Source organism: Gordonia sp. OPL2 (genome assembly GCF_003797825.1).
Lineage (GTDB): Bacteria > Actinomycetota > Actinomycetes > Mycobacteriales > Mycobacteriaceae > Gordonia.
Map to the genome: position 1 here is coordinate 115438 of NZ_RKME01000009.1, position 24468 is coordinate 139905.

Consider the following 24468-nt stretch of genomic DNA (forward strand, 5'->3'; position numbering starts at 1 on the left):
CGTCGTGCCACGACGATGATCAGACGACGATGCGTCAGGTCATGTGCTGCTTCGGCGGACGCGTAGCAGGGTGAGAGCGGCCGTCACCTCGGTGGGGTTGTGCCCGAAGGGCTTCGGGAGAAGCTCGTCGACTCGGGCCAGGCGACGGTCGATGGTGTTGCGGTGGGTGTACAACCGCTCAGCGGTGCTCGTCCGGTTGAGTCCTTCCTCGACGTAGGTGAGCACTGTTTGGTGAAGTACGGGACTGGCGTCGAGGAGTTCGCCGAGGACGTCGGCGACGAACCGATCGGCAGCGGTGACGTCGGCGGAGAGTAGGTCGACCAGCTGGACGTCCTCGTAGCGCACGATGGGCAGCGCAGAGTCCAACCGGGCCAGGAGGCGTTGTGCCGCAGCTGCATCCAAATGAGTTCGCCGGAATCCGGCGACACTCTTCGCCGGACGACCCAGTGCCACGCGCACGCGTCGCAGACCGCGGAGGCGGTCTGCGAGAACCGCAGGCGGTGGAGTCGCCGCCGCCGGAATCCACAGCCACATCGCTGTTGTTCCCGCGACCACCGTGAGACGACGATCGGCGCCGCACGAACACATCACCTGTTCGGCGGCACGCTCGAGCAACACGACATCGTCCTCGGACTCGACCCAGATCACCACGCCGATGTGAGATCCGGTGAGGGCATACCCCAGCTGTTCCTCGGCGCGCGCCGTGGCAACCTCTGCGCCCTGCAGCAACAACTCCACCGTGGCGTACCGCTGCAGCTGTGATCCGCCGGCGAGTTCCGTCCGCGTCTGCTGCACGTACTCGACCAGTTCGGCCATCGCGTCGTCGGAGAGGGCAGTGAGCGTGTTCCCGGATACCTCGCACAACTCACGAAGTTCCTCGAGGTCGTCGGTGACCGTGAAGCACGCGGTCAGCCACCACTTCCAGAAGACACGTTCGACCCGTCGCCAGGCGCCGATGTCGTCGATGACGATGCCGCGCAACACCACATCGCGGGCGTACGTCCGCATCTCACTGCCGCCGAACGGCGGTACCCGACGTCCCGGGTTGGCGATGTTGGACGTCAACCAGTGTTTGATGAGCGAGGCGACCAGCTGGGCGTCGGCGTCGGCGAGCACCGGGTCGTCGGCGATCATCTGGTATCGCGGGTCCTCCGTCGACGCCGCGGTCAGCTCGATGATGACCTCGTCCAACCGCGCGAGGAGATCCTTCGCCAGATCGCGAATCAGTCGTGCCACCGACTCGGAGGGGTCGGGCCACAGTTGAGTCAACCTCGTCATGCTCATCAGTCTTCTCGCGTCGGCGGCCTACGTCAGCGAACCGGCAGACTTCGATCAGAGACCCAGGTAGTCGGCCAGTTCGGCGTAGTCGACCTGCCAGAGACCGGGCGATCCCAGCGGGTACTGCGACCGGAAGCCGAGGATACGTTGGACGCGCTCGGGCAGGGTGGCCGCCACGTCGCGGGACACGAGGAACGGGTAGGCCTCTTCGCCGACGAGGTAACCGGGGTTGAACGCGAACGACACCGCGCGCCGGTACTGGTCGGCCGTGACATTGGCGCCGCCGCCGTGGACGGTCTTTCCGCTGATGAACAACGCATCGCCGGCCTTCATGGTTGCCGGGATCGTCTGCTCCGGTGTGCCGCGGTCCTCGAAGTCCGGCCAGAGGTGACTTCCCGGGATCACCCGCGTGGCCCCGTTCTCCTCGGTGAACTCGGTCAGCGCGATGAGGAAGTTCAGGGTGATCTCGGGTCCGGCCGGGCCCATGCCGACGAACGGATACCAGTTCTCCAGATCGCGGTGCAGCATCTGAGGACGGTTGCCGGGTCCGATCTCGATCACCTGCGCGGTGGTCATCCAATAGGTACCCGACTCCTCGAGGAAGCGTGCGTCGCACAGGTCGTGGACCAGATCGAGATCGATGATCTCCTCGCGGAACACGTCGCTGTGGTTGACCAGATTGGTCAGGCGTTTTGTGTTGGCGCCGTGGAACTCCTGCACGATCTCGTTCTCGTGGGTGCTGCCGGCCGCGAGCGCAGCGACGGCAGGATCGATCTCGGTGTTGAAGCGTGCGACCTGATCCTGGGAGAGCAGTCCTTCGATGATGACACCGCCGTCACGCGCGACGATCGCGAGGATGTCGGCCGCGGGCGTCGTGCTCGGGAGTCGTTGGATGGTCGTGTCGACACTGGTCATGGCTTTTCCGATCTGTGGGATGTGATGTGGCGCAGGTCTCACTATCGACAGCCGAACCCATCTTGCCCATCCGCAGGTTTCAGCGTCTCGGAACCGACTTCGGTGCGGAATGCACACTCGCCGCAGGTCACGACGCTGCAGGCCGGCGACGGTGAACCGCGGAGCAATGAAGTGTGTGAGGTTTTCACACTCGAACCGGGCAAGACGTTGAGATTCGATGTGGTGTGCGTTACACCGCGTTCGGCACGCTGACATCCATCGCAGGAGTCGCATTCACCCACACCGTCGGTTCCGGCGCGAAATGGAGGCAGAGAACCATGAGCAGCAACTCGGCACAGCAGCCGGAGTACTTCGACGTCGTCGTCATCGGTGGCGGAATCTCGGGCATCGGCGCGGCCGTCTACATCACGCAGGAGTTCCCCCAGAAGAGGGTGGCCCTGCTCGAAGGCCGCGATTCTGTCGGCGGGACTTGGGATCTGTTCCGCTACCCAGGTATCCGATCGGACTCGGATCTGCACACCTTCGCCTATGAGTTCAAGAGCTGGCGACACGAGACTGCCATCGCCGATGCTCCGTTGATCCTCGACTACCTCAAGGAGACCGTCGACGACTACGGTCTCGACGAGATCATCCGGTATCGCCACACGGTCACCTCTGCGGCGTGGTCCAGCGACGACGCACAGTGGTTGTTGTCGGTCGACATCACGGAGGCCGACGGCACCCTCCGCCACAGCGTCATCAAGGCCGGCTGGGTGTTCGGCGCCACCGGCTACTACCGATACGACGAGGGATTCACCCCGGAGTTCGACGGGCGCGACGACTTCACCGGCGACATCATCCATCCCCAGCACTGGCCGGAGAACTACGACTACTCCGGCAAGAAGGTGGTGGTGATCGGCAGCGGCGCCACTGCGATCACGTTGATCCCATCAATGCTGAAGGGCGACGGACGCACTGGGGAGGGGGCTGCATCGCACGTCACCATGCTCCAGCGCACACCGAGCTACATCCTGACCATGCCGCGAATCGATGGTATCGGACAGCTGTTGACGAGACTGCTCGGCGAACGTCGCGGCTACCTCGCGACCCGGTGGAAGAACGTGTGGATGGACTGGGCGGTGGTGACGACCCTCACCAAGTTCCCGAAGGCCTCGCGCCGCCTCATCCGCCACATCACCACGAAGCTGCTGCCCCCCGGTTTCGACGTCGACCGGCACTTCAACCCACCGTACGACCCGTGGGATCAACGCCTCTGTCTCGCGCCGGATGGTGACTTCTTCGACTCGATCCGGCGTGGCGATGCGTCGGTCGTCACAGATCGCATCCGACGATTCACCACCGACGGCATCGAGCTGGAGTCCGGTGAGAGGCTCGAGGCCGACGTGATCGTCACCGCGACCGGCCTGAACATGCGTCTGTTCGGTGGGGTCGACATCACCGTCGACGGACGCCCCGTCGACCTCTCCACCTCTGTCGTATACCGCGGGATGATGCTCTCCGGCGTCCCGAACTGGGTGATGGCAGTCGGCTACACCAAGTCGTCCTGGACGCTGAAGATCGGTCTCCTCGGCAAGAGCTTCATCGAACTGCTCCGCCACATGGACGCTCGCGGGTACGACACCGCGACAGCCGTTGCCCCTGACGGCACCGGCACTCGGCCGATCATCGACCTCGACGCGGGCTACATGCTGCGCGCCAAGCACGCCCTGCCCCGCCAAGGCGACGAGATGCCGTGGCAGATCAAGAATGTGTTCCTCGAGGACCGGAAGATGTTCCGCGGCAGTGTGGTCACCGATGCCCTTGAATTCAGTTCTCGCCTCGATCGTGAGTTCGACAGCGGCCGTGCCACAGTGGAAGGCGCAGGACGGTGACGGTCATCGATCGGCCGACCCCGGTGGAGATCGCCGGCACGCTGACGGCCGCAGAGTGGATGCAGCGCACGCTGTTCACGGCCATCGGGCGGGTGCCCGACGCGATTCTGCGCCGGGTTGTGCCGCCGGTGGTCAACTCCGACAGAGACGCCATGGCGCCGGAGATCGCGCTGCTCATGAAAGCGGCAGCGGCCGGACCGGATTTCAGCGATGGCACGCTGGCCGAGGCGCGCGCGTCGATGGACAACGACTGCCGAGTCTTCGCCGACGATGCTCCGGCGATGGACGTCGCCGACATCGCTCTCCCGAGCGGGATCCGCGCGAGTCTGTATCGTCCGGCCAGGCGGTCCGACGGACTGGTCGTGTTTCTGCACGGCGGAGGATTCGTGTTGGGCAGCCGAGCGGGGTACGACGCCCCGGTGCGCCTCATCGCCGACCGAGCCGGTGTCGCCGTGTTGTCGGTCGAGTATCGCCTGGCGCCGGAGGCGCGGTTCCCCGGTCCGGTCGACGATGCGGCCGAGGCATGGCGATTCGCGGTCGAGCACGCATCCGAGTGGGGGATCGATCCGCAACGGATCATTCTGCTCGGCGACAGCGCGGGGGCGAATCTCTGTGCGGTACTGGCCAATGACCTGGCCGGCGAGGAGCGTCGTCCGCTGATGCAGGTGCTGATGTACCCGGTGGTCGACGCCGTCGGCACCCATTCGTCCCGCACCGAGTTCGCGGACAACCCGGCGCTGACGGCCAAGCAGATCGCCTGGCTGTCGGGGCTGTATTTACCCGAGGGCCATTCCGAATGGGACCCACGCGTCTCCCCACTACACGCCGTCGATCTGTCCGGCGCACCTCCGACACTCATCACGGTTGCCGGATTCGACCCGCTGCGTGATGAGGCGATCGCGTACGCCCAGCGGCTGGCCGCAGCGGGCGTTCCGACCCGACTGATGCGTGAGGGTGGCCTGGTCCACGGCTACATCTCCCTGACACGGATCAGCCGCGCAGCACGCGACGCTGTGGACCGTGTCGCAGATGCGATCGCGGGTGCTCTCGGATAGTCCGTCACGGGCATCATCCCCAGTGTGCGCGTCGCGCCGTCACCACCACCGCCGGGAACCGATGCTGATCATCCGGACGACTCACGATCCGCCACACCTCGTCGAACCCGGCGTCGGCCAGCGCCTCCGATAACCGATCCGCAGGCCATCGCCAGGCCCGCGCGACGACGTGGTCGAACTCCGCCACATCATCGTTGTCGGTGCTCTGGGTGGCCACACTGATCATCGAACCGGGTGCCATCCGCGTCGCCCATTCTCGGAGGATCACGGATACTTCGTCGGGCGGGACGTGAATCAGGCTGAAACGGGCCAGGATTGCGGTGATCGTGACGTCCGTGAGCTCGGCAGAGTTCAGGTGCGCATCGTCGACGACGAAGCGCAGGTCGGGGTGATGGCCGCGGGCGATCCGCACCATCTCCCGACTCGGATCGATCCCGATCACCGTCAGACCGAACCCAGCCAGGTCAGCTGTGACATGTCCTGTCCCGCAACCGACGTCGAGTACTGTGCCGCCGGTGCCCAGGGCGTGCACCTCGTCGGCGAAGGCCGCGACGGCGTGCCGCTCCCACGCCGATCCATATGCCGTGGGGAATGTTTCGTCGTACAACTCGGCGAGTGCGTCGTAGCCCGGTTGCGCCGCCGAGGTCACCGGCGGGGCGTTCCGACGACGAAGCTCCCGACGTTGCATTCGACGAGTTCGTCGGTGCCGGTTGCCGCGGCGAAGGCGGCGGTGTCACCGTAGCCTTGCGCGACGCCGCCCAGACCCATGGCGGTCGCGGTGAGGTAGAGGGTCTGGGTGAGCACGCCGACGTGTTTGAGGATGACCGCGTACGGCATCTGCTCGTAGGTCCACATGATCCGGCCGGCACGTGCGGCGAGGACGAACAGGACCTGGGGGAGTCGGCCGTCGGCCAGGGTGAGCGCTGCCGGCGCGATCAGGCGAGTCACCGCGGGGTCGTCGTAGGGTGCGACCGGGCGCAGCACGTGGTCGTAGGAATCGTAGTGGTACATACCGGGTTCCACGCCGTCGGCGATGCGGATCACCGGATAGATCTCGAGTTCGTAGAGCGATCCGCCTGAGGGAAACGGGCGCGAGGGAAGTTCTTCGGGCACCGGCCGGTCGGCGTTGATGGTGCGGACGCCGCGAGTCCGCGCGCAGCGGTACAGCAGTTCGCCGAGTTGATCGACGCTCACCGGGCGGTCGTCGTCGAAGTCGCGCACCGACGTCCGGTCCTCAACGACGGCGGCCAGCGGCCGATCGTCGGTGCGAAGCGCTGCCAGGTTGGGGGTGGGCAGGGGTATCGGCTCACCCGGGTACGAATCTCGCCGGGCGGGAACGGGTTCGAACGATCCGTCGGCCCACCGGGTCGGGCCGAAGTGCGCCCAGCTCGTGCCGCGGTCGCCGACGGTGCTGCGCCGGTGGAACCAGAGTTCGTGGGGGCTCCAGCTGCGCGTCGCGAAGTGCTGCTCCTCCTCATCGCCGACGACGGCGTGACCCGACCACACCAGATCGGTGAGCAGACGTTCCCGGGCGGCCGGGTCGAGCGTATCCGGGCCGACGGCCATGCCCGTGAGGACGGCGAGGACGGCGGGGTCGAGGACTGCGATGTCGCACCACGCGCGCGGGTTCTCGGCCACGACGTCGTCGCCGGAGCGCCGGATGACGGTGAACCGGGAGATTCTGACGTCGGTCTGCGCCTCGTCGGAACGGGCGGGAGGGCGACGAAAGGGCTTGATGGAGTACAGCTCTCGGTCGTCGAGGCTTGCGGTCATGGCGATCGCGCCCGCGTCGACGAGCCGATCGCGCACCGTGGCGATGGCCGCGTCCGACTCGTCGACCTCGACGGGACCGGCGTTGAGACGACGAAGGAAGGCGACCTGCTCGCGGTCGAGCCCGTCGAGACGTTGCTTGGCGGGGAGCACGACGGCGACCCCACCACCGCCGAGCAGGAACCGCGCCCCCTCGGTGAGGGCGTAGGTGAACTGCACTGTCGAGGTCATCGTCGGCATGGGGTCATCGACATGCGCTCAGCGCGCCGCCCGCTCGAGCGCGGGGTTCATCTTGTCCAGCAGGTACGGGATGGACAGCGGGGTCGGTTCGTTGAGTCCGCCGATCTCGGCGACCGACATCCGGCTGACGGCGCCGGTGCGCACCGATCTCAGATTCTGATAGCCGGGCAACTTCTCCAACGAGGACATCAGCTGATCGGTGTTCGCGGTGATCACGAGCAGGTCGGAGTTGAGCAAAGGAACGTTCTCCGTGGAGATGGGGAAGCGCGGCTGACCGTTCTTGCGGAACTCGGCCACCAGCGCCGGTGCGATGTTCATGCCGAGCGAACGGAACAGATACGTGGCGCCGTCGTCGGGGTCACCGAGCACCTGGATCTGGTCCGCCGAGTACATGTAGGCCATCGTGTACGTCTTGCCGTTCAGGCCGGGCAGGCGATCCTTGGTGGCGTTGATCTTCCCGTCGACCCCGGCGGTGATCTCCTTCGCCTTGTCCGGCTGACGCAGCGCGGTGCCCAGGAAAGACACCATGTCCTGCCACGGATCGATCTGCTTACCGGTGATACCGGGAATGGTGGGCGCGAGTTTCGAGACACTGTCGTAGATCTCGGGTTGCCCGTCGGCCATGTACGACGTTGCGAGGATGAGATCCGGCTTCGCCTTCGCGACCTGTCCGACGACGTCCTCGGTGCTGATCGCGGTCGAGTCCTTCAGGCCTTCTCTCGACCACGGCGACGGGCTACCTGTGAGCACCTGGATGTTGTCGAGGTAGGCGACCGGGGTGACGCCGAACGCCAAGGTCACGTCGATCCACTGGGCGCCGAGCGCGACGATCCGCTTCGGCGTGCCATTGATCGTGACCGATCCCTTGGACGTGTTGACCTGGATGGGCGCGCCGTCGTTCTCGGATTCGTCAGGGGAACTGCATCCGCTGACGGCCAGGGTGGCGATCATGAGCGTGGCGAGCGACAGGAACAGAACGCGGAGCGCACGGGTCATGCGTGCAGCCTAACCTAAGGCCGAGGGTCCGCGACACCGGCGTCGGCCCGTGGACCTGCGATGCTAACGGTAGTAGACATGGTAGAATTGCCGTTAATTGGAGGTGGGTCAGTGTCGGACCTCGATGAAGACCTCGATCGCTTGATCCGGGACCGGTTCGGTTTCGGGCGCGATGAGCTCGTGCATGCGTTGCGGACCTTGCCGGTGCATCGGTCGTGGGCGGCACGATTGACCGACGCGGAGGCCCGCCTGCTCGATGACGCGGGATTCACCGAGGATCCGGATGATCGCGCAGAGGTCGCAGCCAGCACGACGGCGCGGATGGCGCGGCTCTACAGCACCGCCTACCCTGCCGCCGAGGTTGCGGCCGGGCTCGGCGTATCTGATTCGCGTGTACGTCAACTTCGTCTCGCGCATACATTGTGGGCGATCGACGATGGCGGGTCGTGGGTGTTCCCGGTTCTGCAGTTCGAACTGATCCATCGGACAGACCCATCTGGCCGTGAAGTCAGCGAGTTCGCACAGCTCCGTGGGCTGGACAAGGTGTTTCCGCACCTCCTGACACGAGGACTGCACCCTCTCTCTGTTGCCGGCTTCCTCGAGTCCCCTCAGCCGGAGTTGCAGATCGCTGGGCGGCCGCAGGCGGTGCGCGAATGGTTGCGCGGCAGACAACCCGTGGAGCCGGTACTTCGTCTGCTCGAGGTCGGTGATTGGGCCGCCTGATGGCTTCCACTCCGATGTTGCCCGATCCGCCAGGGCCGGAAGCATTGCGGGCGCTGGGCATTCGCGACGAAGAAGTGCGCGTCATCGATGTCGGAGAGGTGTGGTGGCGGGTCCACCGCACACTCGGCGTCCACGTACTCGCGTGGAATGCGCTCCGCACCTACGGGCCGGTTCTGCGGTTCGATCCCCATCATCTACCTGCTGGCGAGGATCCCGTCGGCCGTGGTGTCTGGTACGGGGCGTCGACCCCGGACGGCGCACTCGCCGAGGCCTTCCAGACCGACCGGACAATCGATCGCGACCGCGATCGGCCTTACCTCACCGGACTGTCGTTCGCCCGCCCGGTCACCGTGATCGACGTTGCCATCGACAGCAAAGGAGCCTGGGCCACCCGCGTAGGTGGCACCTACGCCCTGTCGACCGGGCAGCACCACATCAGCCAACGTTGGGCCCGACACATCGTCGAGGCCCACCCCGACATCGACGGCTTGCGCTACAACAGTCGCTTCGCCGGCGCGCCCTGCCTGGCACTGTTCACTCCAGCTGGGAGCGCGATGCCGGATCGGCCGGAGCTGTCTCTACCCCTGACGCACCCTGATCTCGCCGTCCGGATCGCGGGCGCCGCAAGACGACTCGGATACTCCGTCATCTAGTTCCAGGTCTCCGCAAAGTCGTCACACCTCGACGACGACCGGTGCGTGGTCGCTCGCACCCTTGCCCTTCCGGGCGTCACGGTCGACGAAGGCGGTACGCACCCGGTCATCGAAAGCGGGGGAACACAGCATGAAGTCGATGCGCATCCCCTCATCGCGGGGGAACCGCAACTGCGTGTAGTCCCAGAAGGTGTAGCCGTCGGTGTACGGCAGTGCGGAATCACGGAAGCCGGTGTCACGGATCGCGTTCAGCGCGCTGCGTTCGGGCTCGGACACGTGGGTCTTGCCGTCGAACACCGCGGGGTCCCAGACGTCGTCGTCGGTCGGGATGACGTTCCAGTCACCCGCGAGGACGATCTGTGACGCCGGGTCGTGCGCCAGCCAGAGCGCGCCGATGTCACGGAGTTGCCGCAGCCAGTCGAGTTTGTAGCGGTAGTGCGGGTCGTCGAGGGCGCGGCCGTTCGGCACATACAGACTCCAGACCCGCACCCCGTCACAGCGTGCGGAGATCGCGCGTGCCTCCTGGGCGGGCGTGACGCCGCCGCTGCCATAGGTCGGCTGGCCCTCGAATCCGATCTCCACCTCGTCGAGTCCGACGCGGGAGGCGATCGCCACCCCGTTGAATCCGCCCGTGCCGACGTGGGCCACGTCGTAGCCGGCGGCGAGGAAACTCATCAGCGGGAACTCGTCGTCGCGGCACTTGGTCTCCTGCATGGCCAGGACGTCGATGTCGGAACGCTCCATCCAGCCGACGACGGCCTCGGACCGTGCGCGGATGGAGTTCACGTTCCAGGTGGCGAAGCGCATGTCAGCTCTCGATCCGGGCGACGGGGGAACCGGCGTCGTGCCAGCGGGTCTCGACCCGTCGCGCGAGGGTGGGTGGGGTCAGCAACAGCACCGCGAAAGCGGCCGGCGGATCGGCGATGTCGCGGTAGTGGTCGCGATAGAACCCGAGAGACTCGGCAAACCAGGACAATTCGTCGGGTTGGGCGCGCAGGAGCCGCGCGGAGTCCTCGATGATCGTGAGGTAGGCGGTCGGGGACGCTACGTCGGCCGGGACGTCTGCGTCGAGGTCGCGCATGCAGTCGTCGAAGGCGTCCTTGTTGTGTCCGAAGTGATCCGGGAAACGCCATGCCCGCGCGAACTCGTCGAACAGGTCGCCGAGGGTCCCCATCCGGTCGGCGTCGACCGATCGGACGACCATGTTCTGCGGTACCCAGGACAGCCGCGATCCGGCGAGGACACCGGCGACCGGACCGAATCGTCCGGCGGCAGAGACGAACTCGGACAGCGGGATGGGGGTGTGCTCGGGTCGGCTCATCGGTTCGGTCCTCGTATCCGGACGAAGGTGCGGTAGTGATCGTCGGTGTACCAGGCGGTTCCGTCGCTGCCGGTGACGATCCGTTCGGCGTCGCGGCTGCGGCCCGGCTCCTTGGCGTTGACGTCCCACTCGCGGTAGGTGATCCGCCGGCCGTCGGTTCCGGTGACCGGGAGGTTGCGCTCGTTGTTGCGAAAGACGGTGCCGCCGCGTGTTCCCGGGGCGTTCGCGGCCTCGGGCCAGTCGCCGGAGTCGATCAGTGTCAGTGTCGCGAGCACGTGGGCGGGTACTGCGGTGGTCGACGACGACGTGCGGGTCGATGTTCCTGCGTCCCCTGCGTCCCCTGCGGACGTTGCCCCTGCGGACGAGGTTGCCGGGGTCGTCGTCGACGAGGTGGCGGATGCGGTGTCCGCGTCGGCCGAGTCGGTGTCGGCCTCGGTGTCGATGAGCCAGAGGAGTGCCCCGACGATCGCGACGAGGACCACCGCGACTGCGGACACGATCACCTGTCGTCGGGTGCGGGGTGTGCCGTCGGCCATCACACCTCCACGTAACGGTAGCTGTGGTGCAGTCCGAAACCCAGTGTCCGGTACCATGTCCCGGCCACTCGGTTGTCGGCTTCCACCTGCACGTAGATCCGCTGCGCGCCGTGATCGGCACCCCAGCCGACGAGGGACGCCATGACGTCGGATGCGAGACCTCGCCGACGGTGATCGGGTGCGGTCCACAACGCGGTGATTCCCAGCCATGGTGTGCCGTCGGCGGATTCGGTGACCGTCGCTCGGCCGATGGAGACCGGCGTGTCGTCGCCGACGGTGGCCGCCGTCAGCGGACCTCTCGATGCCCCCACCACTGCCGCGGCGGAGTCGAGGTCGACGTCGTCACCCCGATAGGCCCGTAGCCAGGCCGCGGTCGGGGCGTCGTCGAGACGGACGGCGTCGGACCCCGCTGCCGGGAAATCGGCGATCTCGCGGGTGAGGAACTGGACGTCGCCGCTGCGCTCGGTCCCGTCGATCTGTCCGGCGGGGATCAGTCGGTCGGCGACCACGACGAGGGCCGGCAGCCCGCGGGCGGCATACCACTCGCGCAGCGCGGCGAGCGTGTCCGCATCGGTGCCGGCGCCGAACTCGACGGGTACTGCGGAATTGGCGCGCCTCGTGAACCCGTGTCCGGCGCGCAGCAACCACCCCGACAGCATTGCCGACTCGGCGCCCGGCCATGCGGCTGCGGCGGCGACCTCGGCGGATCGGATCTCGGAGTTGCGCACCGTGACCCGCGACAGCAGGCGGACCGACGTGACCGCCGACCGCGGAATCGACTCCGGGGCGCCGTCGCGCTCGACGACCAGCGGATCACCGTCGTCGAGCAGGATGCCGGTCACGTCGGACAGCGCGGCCGCCCGGTCGCCTCGCCAGTCGTCGGGGGTGGCATCACCGAGGCGGTACCGCACCACGATCCGGTCGCCGACGAAGGGGTCCGTACCGCCGGCCCCGGAACTGTCGGCCCCGGAACTGCGGGCCCCGGAACCGCCCGCGCCGCCACTCGGTGTCACGGCGGCGGTGTCAGTCGTCGTCTTCGTCGTCGTCGTGGCCGAACGGGTCGGAGACCGTGCCCGGCGTCCACGTCAGCCCGGGCACACCCCAGCCCTGACGCTTGACGGCTTTCTTCGCGGCCCGCGCATTGCGCCCGACCAGCACATCGACGTACAGGTATCCGTCGAGGTGACCGACCTCGTGCTGCAACATCCGGGCGAAGAACCCGGTGCCCTCGACGACGACCTCCTCGCCGTTGCGGTCGACGCCGGTGACCCGCGCCCAGTCGGCGCGACCGGTGGGGAACTGCTCGCCCGGAACGGACAGGCAGCCCTCGTCGTTGTCGTCCGGGTCGGGCATCGTCTCCGGGATCTCGGAGGTCTCCAGCACCGGGTTGATCACCTCGCCGCGGCGACGGCGGACCGCGGCCCGTTCCCCATCGGGGCAGTCGTAGACGAACATCCGTTTGCTCACGCCGACCTGGTTGGCGGCCAGTCCGACACCGTGGGCGGCGTCCATCGTCTGGTACATGTCGTCGAGGAGGGTCACGAGGTCCGCGGCCGGCCGGCGGTCGGCGTCGAGTTCGACGAGTTCCGTCGGGTGGTGCAACACCGGTTCACCGATGATGCAGATCGGGAGAATTGCCATGCGGGACAGATTACCGACGGGCTCACACCGACCGTTCACTCGTGGCGAGTCACACCGCGAACCGGCTCGCCGATCGTGGTTAGATGAGCACCGAACCACATTGCTGTGATTTGTTCGGCGACCTGAATCAACCGGTTCGGTGACGGTGATCCGGACCGGCCCAGTGGACCGGGGTGGGGCGCCGACGATTCGGCGGTGTGATGTGCACGAGGCGATCTTGAGGGAGCGAGATGGACGGCGCAGCTGCGCGAAGCCAGAAGCAGGGCGATCAACCCACATCCACCAACGATTCCGCCGAGCCGACGACGAACGCCGCCGACCCCCATGAGGTCGGGGCAGACGGCCTGTCCCGCCGCGAACACGACATCCTGTCGTTCGAGCGGCAGTGGTGGAAATACGCCGGCGCCAAAGAAGAGGCGATCAAGGAACTCTTCGGATTGTCGGCCACCCGCTACTACCAGGTTCTCAACGCACTCGTCGACCGCCCGGAGGCGCTCGCCGCCGATCCGATGCTGGTCAAGCGTCTGCGCCGCCTGCGGGCCTCGCGACAGAAGGCCCGTGCGGCACGTCGGCTCGGGTTCGAGATCACCTGATCCGTCGGTGCCTGCGACACCGCCGACCGCGCCGGGCCGCCCGCCGGAAGTCAAGTAAGGTTCTCGGTGATGAATCCTGATCGCGAACCGAGTCGCCTGCCGTTGCGGGCAGGAGCCATGCTCCTGCTGGCGGTCGCCATCGTCTTCGTGGGACTGGGCTGGCATTCGGCCGCCACCAGCGGCGACGATCCGGAGAAGGATCTCGAGGCCGCGCAGACCCAGGTGACGACGACGGCGGCACCCACCAGCAGCGCCACCTCGTCGTCGGCGTCGGCGTCGGCGGACACGCCCGAACTGTGTGTCTTCAATGCCGGCTCGGTCTCCGGACTGGCCGGCGAGGTGACCGACTCGTTGAAGGGCAAGGGTTTCCAGACGGCGGAGCCCAGCAACCTGACCACATCGTCGGTCACCGAGAACACGGTGTTCTACGACGAGGGCCAGAAGTCGGCCGCCGACGAAGTGGCCGCCGCACTCGGCGACGCCAGCGTCGACCCGCGCCCGTCGTCGTTCACCCAGTGTTCCGACGGCATCCCCGTCATCGTGGTCACCCGATGACCGCCGTCTCTACCGGCGACCGCGCCCGGCGCACAGACCCCGACAGCAGCTCGGCCCGTTGAATGATCACAAGGAGTGACATGACCGCCAGTTCGATCCGAATCCGTCGCACGCTCGCCGTGCTCGCCTCAGCCGGCATCGTCGGCGGTGCGCTGGCGGCCTGCACCCCGGACGAGCCGCCGACCGACGCCCCCGGCACCACACCGTCGGTGGTCACCGGCAACCAGGCACCTCCGGGGGAGGTCGATGACGCCGACGGTATCGGTTCGTCGCCGAAGGGCAACGCCACCGCCAACCTCATCGACGACGACGGCAAGACCGTGGGCGAGGCCGTCTTCACGCCGAGCGGGTCGTCGGTCAAGGTCGACGTCCGGGTCAACGCGGAGAGCGGCATCCCTGCCGGCTTCCACGGCATGCACATCCATCAGAACGGCGTCTGCCAGACCGGCGGCAGCGAGGCCTTCAGCAGCGCTGGCAGTCACCTGCAGGTCAACGGCCGCACCAGCCACCCGTCCAGCGGTGATCTGGTGTCGATCAACGTTCTGAAGGACGGCACGGGCGAGACCGTCACCACGACCGACGCGGTGAACCTCGAGCAGATCGTCGGCAAGGCCATCGTCATCCACGAGAAGGCCGACAACTTCGCCAACATCCCGACGCGGTATGCCCCGGCACCCGACGAGCAGACGATGAAGACCGGCGATGCGGGCAGCCGTCTCGCATGCGGCGTCATCGAGGCGCACGAGTAGGTCGTGATCCAGCCGATCGAGTTCGACGGCTCGCCGACCCCGTCGCTGGGTGTCGAATGGGAATTCGCCCTCACCGACAAGGTCACTGGTGATCTGTCGAATTCGGCGGCCGACCTCTTCGCGCTGGTCTCCGAGCACGTGCCGGCCCGCCGCGACAAGGTCCACAAGGAGTTGCTGCGCAACACCGTCGAGATCGTCACCGGCATCTGCCGGGACACGCCCGAGGCGATGGCGGATCTGTCGGCGACCCTCGACGCGGTGCGCGGACTCACCGAGGAGTTGGGCGTCGACCTGTACGGGGCGGGCACGCACCCGTTCGCGCAGTGGTCGACGCAGCTGCTCACCGAGGGGCACCGCTACGCGGAGCTGATCGAGCGCACCCAGTGGTGGGGACGGCAGATGCTGATCTGGGGTGTGCATGTGCACGTGGGGATCAGCCACCGCGACAAGGTGCTTCCCATCCTCGGGTCGCTGCTGAACTACTATCCGCACCTGCTGGCGCTGTCGGCGTCGTCACCGATGTGGGCGGGCCAGGACACCAATTACGCCAGCAACCGCGCGATGATGTTCCAGCAGTTGCCGACGGCCGGACTGCCCTTCCAGTTCGCCACCTGGGCCGAGTTCGAGTCGTTCGTCACCGATCAGAAGACCACCGGCATCATCGATCACCTCAACGAGATCCGTTGGGACATCAGGCCGTCACCGCATCTGGGCACCATCGAGGTGCGGGTGTGCGACGGGCTGACCAACCTCACCGAGTTGTCGGCGCTGGTGGCGTTCATCCACTGTCTCGTCGTCGACCTCGATCGTCGCTTCTCCGCCGGCGAAGAGCTGCCGCAGATGGCGCCGTGGCTGGTGCAGGAGAACAAGTGGCGTGCCGCGCGATACGGACTCGATGCCATCGTCATCCTCGACGCCCAGTGCCGCGAACGCCTCGTCACCGACGACCTCGCCGAACTACTCGAGCGGCTCGAACCGATTGCGCGCGAACTCAATTGCGTCGACGAACTGTCCCGGGTCGCCGACATCGTCTCAGCGGGGGCGAGTTATCAACGCCAGCGCGAGGTCTACCGCCAGACCGGTGACCTCCGTGCGGTGGTGAGTTCGGTGGTCGACGAGCTCAGGTGACCTCGTCGCCGTCGAAGGCTCGCGCTCGCCTTTCGCGCCGGGCCGTCGAGGGCTCGCGCTCGCCTTTCGCGCCGGGCCGTCGAGGGCTCGCGCTCGCCTTTCGCGCCGGGCCGTCGAGGGCTCGCGCTCGCCTTTCGCGCCGGGCCGTCGAGGGCTCGCGCTCGCCTTTCGCGCCGAGTGTGCCCAGAATTTTGCCGACCGTGCCCACGGTTTCGTCGGCGGGGCGGCGGGGAGGGTGGTGTGGGCACGGTCGGCAAAATTCAGGGCACACTCGGCCTCCGTCGCTCGCTTTGAGTGGGCGGGTCGCCCGGGGGCGCTCGCCTTGAGTGGGCGGGTCGCCTGGCGGCGCTCGCCTTGGAGTGGGCGGACTCGGCCTCCGTCGCTCGCCTGTGGAGCCTGGGCTAGTCCCGCGTACCTGACTCCATGTCGTCGCGGTCCATCAGGCCGTCGCGCGCACGCTGCTCCTGGTAGACGAGGCGGCCGATGCGGTGGGCGATGACGGGGGCGGTCATCAGCGCGAAGAGGCCGGCCAGCACCAGCATTCCGTTGTCGACGTTGTCGCCGAGCCGGATCATGGCGCCGATGAGCATCAGCAGGAGTCCGAAGGTCTGCGGTTTCGTCGATGCGTGCATGCGGCTCAACGTGTCCGGGAAGCGGAGGATGCCGATGGAGGTGGTCAACGCCATGGTGGCACCCAGGATGAGCAGGACCGACGAGATGATGTCACCGATCATGCTTCGTCATCCCTCACCCGGAAACGGGCGATCGCGATGGACCCGACGAAACTCACCAGCGACAGCGCGACGATGGCCGGCACGACCGTCGAGTCGCGGCTGAACGCCGCCCACGCGGCGAGACCACACATGCAGAGCGCGATGATCGTGTCGAGGGCGACGAGCCGGTCGAGGCTGGTGGGTCCGCGCAGCACGCGGATGGTCGTGAGGACGGCGGCGAGCATCAGCATGGCGCTGACGACGGCCCAGACGATGGTCATCGTTCCAGCTCCTCGACGGCGGGATCGGTGGCTCCGGCGACTCCGTGGGTCCGATCCGAGCGGCGCACGCGGTGGTATTCCTCGTCGATGCCGTGGTACGGACTCGGATGCCATTCGCTGTCCCGCTCGAACGCCTTGATGAACGACCGCTCGACGAAGGCGACTTGTTTGTAGAAGGCCCGCACCCGTTTCTCGCTGCGCACGTCGAAGACGTGGATGTAGAGCATCCGGCGACGATGGTCGATCTCGAGGACCATGGTGCCGGGCACCAGGTTCAAGTAGTCGACCGCCAGCGTGAGCACCAGGTCGGACTTGATCGCGACCCGCACCCGGACGACCGCGCCGAGCGGCGGTTTGCCGGGCCGGATCGCGGCCCAGGCCACCTGGGCGCTCGAGACGAAGAAGTCGACGATCAGCCGGAACACGAGGAGCAGCACGGTCAGCGGATGGATACGACCCTCGACCGGCACCCGCGGCAGGGGCAGGAGGGTCACGATGGCCACGGCGAGGACGAGGCCGCCGAGGATGTTGGCCCAGGAGATGGTGCCCCACAACAACACCCAGACGAAGGTCAGGAAGGCGAGCGTCCACAGCCGGACGGCCACCTCGCGGGAGTCGCTGCCCAGCCACCGGGGAATTCGTACATGCTCGCGCAGCCAGACGTATCCGCTGACGACGTGCCAGAAGATGAACAGCAGCGAGACCCGCCAGGCGGTGATGATGCGTGCCTTCATCGGCCCTCACCTCCGAGGACGGCTTCGATGTAGATGCCGCGGTCGGTGATGTCGGTCGCGGCACGATCGGTGAACCCGATGATCGGTCCCGCCCAGAACGTGAGGACCAGTCCGGCGGCCACCATGATCGCCGTCGGGATGACCATGCCGATCGGCATGCGGCCGACGTCGGCGCGGTCGTCGAAGGCGATGTCGGTGCTCTCGTCGATCAGCGCGGACGGTGCCTTGTCGGCGAGGTCGCCCTCGGGGGCATCGGCGCGCGGACGCCAGAACCCCTTGGTCCACACGCGGGCCACGACGTAGAGCGTCAGCAGACTCGTGACGACCGAGCCGGCGACGAGAATCCAGGCGAGTACCGAGCCGTCCTGGACGCCGGCCTCGAGCAGCGCCACCTTGCCGATGAACCCGGAGAACGGTGGGATACCGCCCAGATTGAGGGCAGGGATCAGGAACAGTGCGGCCAGGACCGGGCTCACGATCAACCCGCCCAGCCGGCGCAGCGAGGCGGACCCGGCCTGCCGTTCGATCAGGCCGACGACGAGGAACAGCGTGGTCTGCACGAGGATGTGGTGGGCGACGTAGTAGATCGCCGCCGACAACCCGAACTTCGACGACAGCGCGATGCCGAAGACCATGTAGCCGATGTGGCTGACGAGGGTGAACGACAGCAGTCGTTTGATGTCGGACTGCGCGATCGCACCGAAGATGCCGATGAGCATGGTGAGCAACCCGGCGATCAACAGCATGTTGTCCATAGTCCCGCCGGGGAACAGCAGCGTGTGTGCCCGGACGATCGCGTAGACGCCGACTTTGGTGAGCAAGCCGGCGAAGACGGCGGTGACCGGGGCGGGCGCGGTCGGATACGAGTCGGGCAGCCACGTCGACAGCGGGAACACCGCAGCCTTGATGCCGAAGGCCACCAACAGCACCGCATACAGGGCGTTGCGGGTGCCGTCGGGCACGTGATCGAGGCGGGCGGCCATCTCGGCGAGGTTGAGCGTGCCCGTCGTCGCATAGGCGAACGCGATGCCGGACAAGAAGATCAGCGACGACACCATCGAGACCATCACGTACGACGCGCCGGCACGCACCCGGTCGGGACTCGCGCCGAGCGTGAGCAGCACGAAGCTCGCGGCCAGCAGCACCTCGAACGAGACGTACAGGTTGAACAGGTCGCCGGCGAGGAAGGCGTTGCAGACGCCGGCGGTGAGGATCAGATAGGTCGGCAGGAAGATCGACACCGGCTGTTGCGATGTCCCGTCGCGTATACCCTGACCGATCGCGTAGAGCACGACGCACAGCAGCACGATCGTGGAGACCACCAGCATCAGCGCGGCCAGCTGATCGACGACGAGGGTGATGCCGAGCGGGCCGTTCGGGAAACCGCGATCACCCCATCCGCCGATGGCCACCGCGAACGTGCCGTGTTCGTTGGTCAGGTACAGCAGCATGCACGAGGCGATGAACGCGACCGCGATGGCGCCGACGGCGATCGCGCGTTGGAAGCGTGGACTGCGACCGCCCAGCAGCGACAGTGCGGCGGCGACCATGGGCACGAGGGTGGGCAGGGTGATGAGCACGGGCACCCAGGAGGGCTGGGGGATCATCGGCTCACCCCCGGCCCGTCGCCGTCGGCCGGCGCTTCCCGGCCGTCCTCGCCCACCTCGTCGATGACGTCGGAGTCCTCCGGCATGAGGTCGGTCTCGATGAGCTCCTCGTGCCGCTTGGCGAATTCTTCTGGCGTGATCGGGTTGCCCTCGTCGTCGTAGAGGTCGCCGGCAGCGGTGTCGGCGAGGGTGACCGGGTCGTCGGTGCGGTCACGGTCGGGCGCGGTGTCCAGCGACCCGGACAGGATCTTCACGTCCTCGGTGTCGTCCTCGAGGTCGTCGTCGTCGCGGTTGATCACGAACAGCCGGTAGACCAGCGACAGCACGAAGGCGGCGACGCCCATCGTGATGACGATGGCGGTGAGGATCATCGCCTGGGCGAGGGGATCGGCGTCGGCGGCCCGGTTGTCGGAGGCGCGGCCGAGGATCGGCGGATTGCCCATGCCGCCCGAGACCACGAGGATCAGCAGGTTGATTGCGTTGCCGCACAGCAGCAGCCCGAACAGCATGCGGATCAGGCTGCGTTCCATCAGCAGGTAGGCGCCGCAGGCGGCGGTGATGCCGATGACGATCAACAGTCCGAGATTGATGCTCATCGCGGCACGTCCCCGACGGTCGGGCGCACGGGCGCAGGTGTGTTGTCGACGTCGCTTGCCTCGACGTCGAGGCGAGCGCCGAGGCTGCGCAGGACGTCGAGCACCAGGCCGACGACGATCAGGTAGATGCCGAGGTCGAAGAACAGGGCGGTGACCAGCTTGACGTCGCCGAGTACCGGCAGCGTCACCTCGAACACCGCCGACGACAGCGCGGGCGCACCCAGGAACATCGAGGTGACCGCGGTCAGACTCGAGATCGCCAGGCCGGCGCCCAGGATGCGGCCCGGCTCGATCGGCAGCGCCTCACCGAGCTCGTACCGCCCGCCCGCGAGGTATCGCAGGACCAGCGCGAGACCCATCGTCAGGCCCCCGGCGAACCCGCCGCCCGGCGCGTTGTGTCCCGCGTAGAAGAAGTAGACCGACAGCACGACCATCGTCGGGAAGATGAGTCGCGTCGTCGCCTCCAGGACCATCGAGCGGTGGCGCGGATCGCGGAAGTCGCTGCCCAGCAGCCAGCGGGTGCGGTCGGGCGGGATCGGGTCGTCGGCGTCCTCGCCGTTGATCCCGGCCTGCAGTCGGGCGGCGTCGGCCACGCGCGGTGCGGCACCGAAGCGGCGGTTGCGGAACACCATCGACGCGACACCCGTGGCCGCGACGATCAGGACCGACACCTCGCCGAGGGTGTCCCAGGCGCGGATGTCGACCAGCAGCACGTTCACGGCGTTCGCCCCGTGACCGAACTCGTAGGCGGCGGCCGGGATGTCGACGTGGAGTGGCTGCTCGGATCGTGCGGCGGCGGCGAACAGCCCGATGAGGACCAGCGATGCACCGAACGCGAGACCGATCAGCGCGCGCAGCGGCTTGAAACCGGTCGCGTGACGCGGTTCCGGTTCCGCAGGCAGCTTGCGCAGCACCAGCACGAAGATGACCAGGGTCAGCGTCTCGACCAGGAACTGGGTGAGCGCGAGGTCAGGGGCGCCGTAGAGCGCGAACAACATGCCCGAGCCATAACCGGTGAGGCCGACCACGAGTGTCGCGGCCAGACGGTTGCGCAGCACGACCGCCGCCATCGCCGCGACGGTGATGATGCCGCCGATCACGAGTTGCACGGCGGTGTCGAACCCGGCGATCTCCAGCCGGTTCCGCGAACCCCACGCGAGGGCCGCGATGGGCACCACGATCGCCGTCGACAGGATGACGCCCTGCGTGATCGGCAGCGAGCCGCGCTGGGTGTTGCGGGTCAGCATCAGCGACAGGGTGTCGGCACCGCGCAGGGTCGCGTCGTAGATGCGGTCGGCGTTGAGGAGCGGACGGTAGTTGAACAGTCGGCCGCGCATCTGCCGGATCACCAGGAACAGGATCGCACCGGCGACGATGACGATGACCGAGAACACCACCGGCAGGCCGAACCCGTGCCACATCGCGAGATGTTCGAGTTCGTGACCGTAGTCGGGAAGGGTCTCCGCGTACGGCTCGAACAGGTCGCCCACCTGCGGACTGAGGATGCCGGCCACGACCCCGCCGATCGCCAGCAGGATCGGCGACAGCAGGAACAGCGGCGACGGCCGATGCATCTTCGCGACCGCCGGACTCGGGGTCGAGCGGACCTTGCGTCCGAACGCACCCCACAGGAACCGGCAGGTGTAGGCGAAGGTGATGACCGATCCGATCAGCAGCACGATGTCGATCGTCTCGGCCTGCCACGGGCGGTAGGCGCCGGTGTCCCACACCGACCCGAATGCCGTCTCCTTGCCGACGAACCCGATGGTGAACGGCAGCCCGGCCATGCTGGCACCGGCAACGGCGGCGACCAGCGCGAGCACCGGCAGCCGCTCGCCCAGGCGGGCCAGCTTGCGGATGTCACGAGTACCGGTCGAGTGGTCGATGATGCCGACGACCATGAACAGGCAGGCCTTGAACAGGGCGTGCGCGACGAGCATCGTGATGCCGGCCATCGCCACGTTGGCGTCGCCGATGCCGACGAGCACCGCCATGAATCCGAGTTGCGAGACGGTACCGAACGCCAGGACGAGTTTGAGATCCAGCTCCCGCAGCGAACGCCACCCGCCGATCACCATCGTGATCATGCCCAGCACCACCACGGCGATGTGCCAGCTCGGGGTGGTCGAGAACGCCGGTGCCAAACGTGCGATCAGATAGATGCCAGCCTTCACCATGGCGGCGGCGTGCAGGTAGGCGCTGACCGGGGTCGGTGCGGCCATCGCGCCGGGAAGCCAGAAGTGGAACGGGACGATCGCTGATTTGCTGAGCGCGCCGATCAGGAGCAGCACGACCGCGCAGTCGACGTAGACGCCGGCCGACGGCGGGTTCGAGATGATCTCCGAGAGCAGATAGGTGCCCGACCGCTCGCCCAGCATGATGATGCCGACCAGCATCGCCAGTCCGCCCGCGGTGGTGACCAGCAACGCCTGGGTGGCCGCGCGCCGGGCCGTCGCGCGGACGCCGTAGAAGCCGACCAGCATGAACGACAGCACCGTGGTCAGTTCCCAGAACACGTAGAGGACCAGCATGTTGTCGCTGACGACAAGGCCGAACATGGCGGCGGCGAAGGCGATCATCTCGCCGCCGAAGACGGCGACACGAGGTCGCGCGTCGTCGAAATAGTGGGCGCAGTAACAGAGCACGAGCGAGCCGACGCCGAGGATGAGCACCGACAGGATTGCGCTCAGGGTGTCGAAACGCGTGACGATGTCCATCTGCAGGACCGGCACCCACTCGACGGTCTCGACGAGAGGAGGTTGGCCGTCCTGCGGCCAGTTCGCGATGACCCAGACGAGGGCGCCGGCCGGCGCCAAGGCCAGGACATAGAATCCGCGAGTTCCCAGCCACCTGATCACCGGGGGCGCGAACAGCGCGCAGAGCGCGAGCGCAGCCAGCACAGAGATCAAGTGGGCACACCGTCTTTCGGGAGTTCGGGCGGGGTGTCACGGGCACCGCCCGCGGTGTCTACCTTACCGTTGCGGTCATGAACCGCTTCGTCAGGCTGTCAACGCTCTGCGTGGCCGTACTCGCGGGGATCGCGCTGCTCGCCGGCTGCGGCGGCGGTGACGAGGACCGCCAGGACGGTGCCGCGCTACCGAAAGACTTTCCCGTCGCGCAGGTCCCGCTCATCGAGGGGACCGTGTTGTCGGCCGACGGCACCCGCGCCGACGGGTGGTCGGCGACCGTCCAGGGCAGTCGAGAGGCGGGCAACGTCCTCGACGCCGCTGTGAAGCAGCTCACCGACGCCGGGTTCACCGAATCCTCGCGCAGCTCCGACGGCGGACAGCGCGTCGTGATCCTCTCCGCGACCAAGGATGGCACCACCTACTGGGTGCAGGTCGGCACGGCCACCGGTGCCGCCGGGGGCGGTCAGTCGGTGTTCTATCAGGTGAGCGCAGGCTGATCGCCCTTCGTGACATCCCTCCGCAGGCTCCGGGATTCCTCAGGGATCGGAACACGGTTCCCTCCCCACCTGGGCCCTGAGGAGGCCGCGAGGAACGAGCGTCACGAAGGGCTTCACAGCCAACTGCCAGTCGCGCGGCAGGTCATCGTCAGTCGTCGTCGGGACCGTGGACCTCACTTGTCCACAGCAGAAAGCGAGACAGCGATGTCCACACCTACCGAGGCGACCGTCGCCCACGACAACCCGTCCGATCATCCGACCGATCAGATCCCACGTTCTGGCACCGGCCCGCGATCCGCGGCGCCCGCGGCGTCGGACAAGATGCGCAACGCCGTCATCGCGGGCGGCATCGGTGTCGCGGTGGTGGCCGCCGGATTGGGTTTCGGTGCCGGCTACGTCGTCGGTGACTCGTCGTCGTCGACGACTCAGGGACCCGGCTCGAACATGCCCGGTGGCATGAACGGCCAGATGCCCGGTGGCCAAGGGGGCATGGGTCAGATGCCCGGTGGCCAGGGCGGTATGGGCCAGATGCCGGGCGGCCAGGGCGGGATGAACGGTCAGATGCCGGGCGGCCAGCAGGGTCAGATGCCCGGCCAGCAGGGGCAGACCCCCGGGCAGCAGGAGGGGCAGACCGCCCCTGGAACGGGATCGTCCACGCAGTCCGGGCAGAGCGCGGGGGCCTGAGGGCGCGACGTTTCGGCGACGGTGCGCAGCGGGTAGTTCGACGCGATGAGCTCGGACCTGGTGTGCACCGTCGTCAACAGTCGCGATCCCGAGCGTCTGGCCGCGTTCTGGTGCCGGGCGCTCGAGGTCGAGGTGACCACCCGGTGGTCCGATGACCGCGGTACCGCGTTCATCGAGATCAGCCGGGACGGTCGCTGCATCCTGCTGTTCCAGTCGGCGGACGAGGCGACACCCGACATCGCACACCTTCACCTCGACCTGCGTCCGTCGGGTTCGACGCAGTCCGAGGAGGTGCGACGACTGGTCGGTGAGGGCGCGGTCGTCGTCTCCGACGACACAGACCTACCGTGGGTCGTCCTCGCCGATCCGGACGGCAACCCGTTCTGCGTCCTGCCTCGGGAGCCCTCGGGCTGAGCCAGGCGA

General features: G+C 67.4%; 27 protein-coding genes. 11 read left to right on the forward strand and 16 right to left on the reverse strand.

Translation table 11 applies throughout. From position 1 onward, the window contains the following. Nucleotides 1–39 precede the first annotated feature (39 nt). A complete protein-coding gene (locus EEB19_RS11650; RefSeq protein WP_187586348.1) occupies nucleotides 40–1278 on the reverse strand; it encodes a CdaR family transcriptional regulator in 1239 nt (412 codons plus the stop codon). 54 nt (nucleotides 1279–1332) lie between these two features. Then, nucleotides 1333–2193: a phytanoyl-CoA dioxygenase family protein gene (locus EEB19_RS11655; RefSeq protein ID WP_187586350.1), complete on the reverse strand. Its 861-nt coding sequence runs from the start codon at nucleotides 2191–2193 to the stop codon at nucleotides 1333–1335. Nucleotides 2194–2510: 317 nt separating this feature from the next. On the opposite strand from EEB19_RS11655, the gene EEB19_RS11660 reads away from it, so the two are divergent. Further along, the gene (locus EEB19_RS11660) at nucleotides 2511–4064 is read left to right on the forward strand and encodes an NAD(P)/FAD-dependent oxidoreductase (protein ID WP_187586352.1); all 1554 of its coding nucleotides are present in this window, start codon (nucleotides 2511–2513) and stop codon (nucleotides 4062–4064) included. After that, nucleotides 4061–5119, forward strand: coding sequence for an alpha/beta hydrolase (locus EEB19_RS11665; RefSeq protein ID WP_262365599.1), 1059 nt, complete (start codon nucleotides 4061–4063; stop codon nucleotides 5117–5119). The genes EEB19_RS11660 and EEB19_RS11665 overlap by 4 nt, the downstream gene beginning before the upstream one ends. A gap of 13 nt (nucleotides 5120–5132) precedes the next feature. Here EEB19_RS11665 and EEB19_RS11670 read toward each other — a convergent pair whose 3' ends face one another. From EEB19_RS11670 to EEB19_RS11680, 3 genes are read right to left on the reverse strand one after another with little or no spacing between them, the layout of a single operon-like run. Further along, the gene (locus EEB19_RS11670) at nucleotides 5133–5768 is read right to left on the reverse strand and encodes a class I SAM-dependent methyltransferase (RefSeq protein WP_262365600.1); all 636 of its coding nucleotides are present in this window, start codon (nucleotides 5766–5768) and stop codon (nucleotides 5133–5135) included. Beyond that, nucleotides 5765–7129: a SagB family peptide dehydrogenase gene (locus EEB19_RS11675; protein ID WP_187586356.1), complete on the reverse strand. Its 1365-nt coding sequence runs from the start codon at nucleotides 7127–7129 to the stop codon at nucleotides 5765–5767. Before EEB19_RS11675 ends, EEB19_RS11670 begins: the two co-directional genes overlap by 4 nt. A gap of 18 nt (nucleotides 7130–7147) precedes the next feature. Next, nucleotides 7148–8125: an ABC transporter substrate-binding protein gene (locus EEB19_RS11680; RefSeq protein WP_187586358.1), complete on the reverse strand. Its 978-nt coding sequence runs from the start codon at nucleotides 8123–8125 to the stop codon at nucleotides 7148–7150. Between the two features lie 78 nt (nucleotides 8126–8203). Here EEB19_RS11680 and EEB19_RS11685 point away from each other — a divergent pair, with 78 nt between their 5' ends. Then, on the forward strand, nucleotides 8204–8848 hold the full coding sequence (locus EEB19_RS11685; protein WP_187586360.1) for a DNA-binding protein: 645 nt from the start codon (nucleotides 8204–8206) through the stop codon (nucleotides 8846–8848). Beyond that, entirely contained in the window at nucleotides 8848–9501 is a 654-nt protein-coding gene (locus tag EEB19_RS11690) for an RES family NAD+ phosphorylase (RefSeq protein ID WP_262365601.1), read from the forward strand. Before EEB19_RS11685 ends, EEB19_RS11690 begins: the two co-directional genes overlap by 1 nt. 21 nt (nucleotides 9502–9522) lie before the next feature. On the opposite strand, the gene EEB19_RS11695 is transcribed toward EEB19_RS11690, so the two are convergent. The 5 genes from EEB19_RS11695 to EEB19_RS11715 are packed head-to-tail and all read right to left on the reverse strand — an operon-like array spanning nucleotide 9523 to nucleotide 12999. Then, a complete protein-coding gene (locus EEB19_RS11695) occupies nucleotides 9523–10308 on the reverse strand; it encodes an exodeoxyribonuclease III (RefSeq protein WP_187586362.1) in 786 nt (261 codons plus the stop codon). A 1-nt stretch (nucleotide 10309) separates the two neighbouring features. After that, nucleotides 10310–10822: a barstar family protein gene (locus tag EEB19_RS11700; protein WP_187586364.1), complete on the reverse strand. Its 513-nt coding sequence runs from the start codon at nucleotides 10820–10822 to the stop codon at nucleotides 10310–10312. Then, nucleotides 10819–11358 carry a ribonuclease domain-containing protein gene (locus tag EEB19_RS11705; RefSeq protein WP_187586366.1) on the reverse strand — a complete coding sequence of 180 codons (540 nt, stop codon included), beginning with the start codon at nucleotides 11356–11358 and terminating at the stop codon, nucleotides 10819–10821. Before EEB19_RS11705 ends, EEB19_RS11700 begins: the two co-directional genes overlap by 4 nt. Continuing rightward, nucleotides 11358–12371: a GNAT family N-acetyltransferase gene (locus EEB19_RS11710; protein WP_187586368.1), complete on the reverse strand. Its 1014-nt coding sequence runs from the start codon at nucleotides 12369–12371 to the stop codon at nucleotides 11358–11360. Before EEB19_RS11710 ends, EEB19_RS11705 begins: the two co-directional genes overlap by 1 nt. A gap of 10 nt (nucleotides 12372–12381) precedes the next feature. Next, nucleotides 12382–12999, reverse strand: a complete 618-nt coding sequence (locus tag EEB19_RS11715; protein ID WP_187586370.1) for a peptide deformylase — start codon at nucleotides 12997–12999, stop codon at nucleotides 12382–12384. 230 nt (nucleotides 13000–13229) lie between these two features. On the opposite strand from EEB19_RS11715, the gene EEB19_RS11720 reads away from it, so the two are divergent. From EEB19_RS11720 to EEB19_RS11735, 4 genes are all read left to right on the forward strand, one after another. Beyond that, the gene (locus tag EEB19_RS11720) at nucleotides 13230–13592 is read left to right on the forward strand and encodes a DUF3263 domain-containing protein (protein WP_187586372.1); all 363 of its coding nucleotides are present in this window, start codon (nucleotides 13230–13232) and stop codon (nucleotides 13590–13592) included. Between the two features lie 69 nt (nucleotides 13593–13661). After that, nucleotides 13662–14147, forward strand: a complete 486-nt coding sequence (locus EEB19_RS11725; RefSeq protein ID WP_187586374.1) for a LytR C-terminal domain-containing protein — start codon at nucleotides 13662–13664, stop codon at nucleotides 14145–14147. Between the two features lie 80 nt (nucleotides 14148–14227). Beyond that, on the forward strand, nucleotides 14228–14896 hold the full coding sequence (locus EEB19_RS11730) for a superoxide dismutase family protein (protein WP_262365602.1): 669 nt from the start codon (nucleotides 14228–14230) through the stop codon (nucleotides 14894–14896). Nucleotides 14897–14902: 6 nt separating this feature from the next. Beyond that, nucleotides 14903–16024, forward strand: a complete 1122-nt coding sequence (locus tag EEB19_RS11735) for a glutamate--cysteine ligase (protein ID WP_187586486.1) — start codon at nucleotides 14903–14905, stop codon at nucleotides 16022–16024. Nucleotides 16025–16425: 401 nt separating this feature from the next. On the opposite strand, the gene mnhG is transcribed toward EEB19_RS11735, so the two are convergent. The 6 genes from mnhG to EEB19_RS11765 are packed head-to-tail and all read right to left on the reverse strand — an operon-like array spanning nucleotide 16426 to nucleotide 22864. Then, nucleotides 16426–16758, reverse strand: a complete 333-nt coding sequence (gene mnhG / locus EEB19_RS11740) for a monovalent cation/H(+) antiporter subunit G (protein ID WP_187586378.1) — start codon at nucleotides 16756–16758, stop codon at nucleotides 16426–16428. Continuing rightward, nucleotides 16755–17018, reverse strand: coding sequence for a monovalent cation/H+ antiporter complex subunit F (locus EEB19_RS11745; RefSeq protein ID WP_187586380.1), 264 nt, complete (start codon nucleotides 17016–17018; stop codon nucleotides 16755–16757). The genes mnhG and EEB19_RS11745 overlap by 4 nt, the downstream gene beginning before the upstream one ends. Beyond that, nucleotides 17015–17752 carry a Na+/H+ antiporter subunit E gene (locus EEB19_RS11750; RefSeq protein WP_187586382.1) on the reverse strand — a complete coding sequence of 246 codons (738 nt, stop codon included), beginning with the start codon at nucleotides 17750–17752 and terminating at the stop codon, nucleotides 17015–17017. The genes EEB19_RS11745 and EEB19_RS11750 overlap by 4 nt, the downstream gene beginning before the upstream one ends. Beyond that, complete coding sequence (locus tag EEB19_RS11755; protein WP_187586384.1) at nucleotides 17749–19359, reverse strand: Na+/H+ antiporter subunit D; 1611 nt, start codon at nucleotides 19357–19359, stop codon at nucleotides 17749–17751. The genes EEB19_RS11750 and EEB19_RS11755 overlap by 4 nt, the downstream gene beginning before the upstream one ends. After that, nucleotides 19356–19955, reverse strand: coding sequence for a Na(+)/H(+) antiporter subunit C (locus tag EEB19_RS11760; protein ID WP_187586386.1), 600 nt, complete (start codon nucleotides 19953–19955; stop codon nucleotides 19356–19358). Before EEB19_RS11760 ends, EEB19_RS11755 begins: the two co-directional genes overlap by 4 nt. Beyond that, nucleotides 19952–22864: a Na+/H+ antiporter subunit A gene (locus EEB19_RS11765; protein WP_187586388.1), complete on the reverse strand. Its 2913-nt coding sequence runs from the start codon at nucleotides 22862–22864 to the stop codon at nucleotides 19952–19954. Before EEB19_RS11765 ends, EEB19_RS11760 begins: the two co-directional genes overlap by 4 nt. Nucleotides 22865–22941: 77 nt before the next feature. Between EEB19_RS11765 and EEB19_RS11770 the strand changes: the two genes are divergently transcribed. The 3 genes from EEB19_RS11770 to EEB19_RS11780 all read left to right on the forward strand — a co-directional run bounded on the left by EEB19_RS11770 (nucleotide 22942) and on the right by EEB19_RS11780 (nucleotide 24459). Further along, nucleotides 22942–23361: a hypothetical protein gene (locus EEB19_RS11770; RefSeq protein WP_187586390.1), complete on the forward strand. Its 420-nt coding sequence runs from the start codon at nucleotides 22942–22944 to the stop codon at nucleotides 23359–23361. A 204-nt stretch (nucleotides 23362–23565) separates the two neighbouring features. Further along, nucleotides 23566–24045, forward strand: a complete 480-nt coding sequence (locus EEB19_RS11775; protein WP_262365603.1) for a hypothetical protein — start codon at nucleotides 23566–23568, stop codon at nucleotides 24043–24045. A 45-nt stretch (nucleotides 24046–24090) separates the two neighbouring features. Continuing rightward, nucleotides 24091–24459: a VOC family protein gene (locus EEB19_RS11780; RefSeq protein WP_187586392.1), complete on the forward strand. Its 369-nt coding sequence runs from the start codon at nucleotides 24091–24093 to the stop codon at nucleotides 24457–24459. Nucleotides 24460–24468 lie beyond the last annotated feature (9 nt).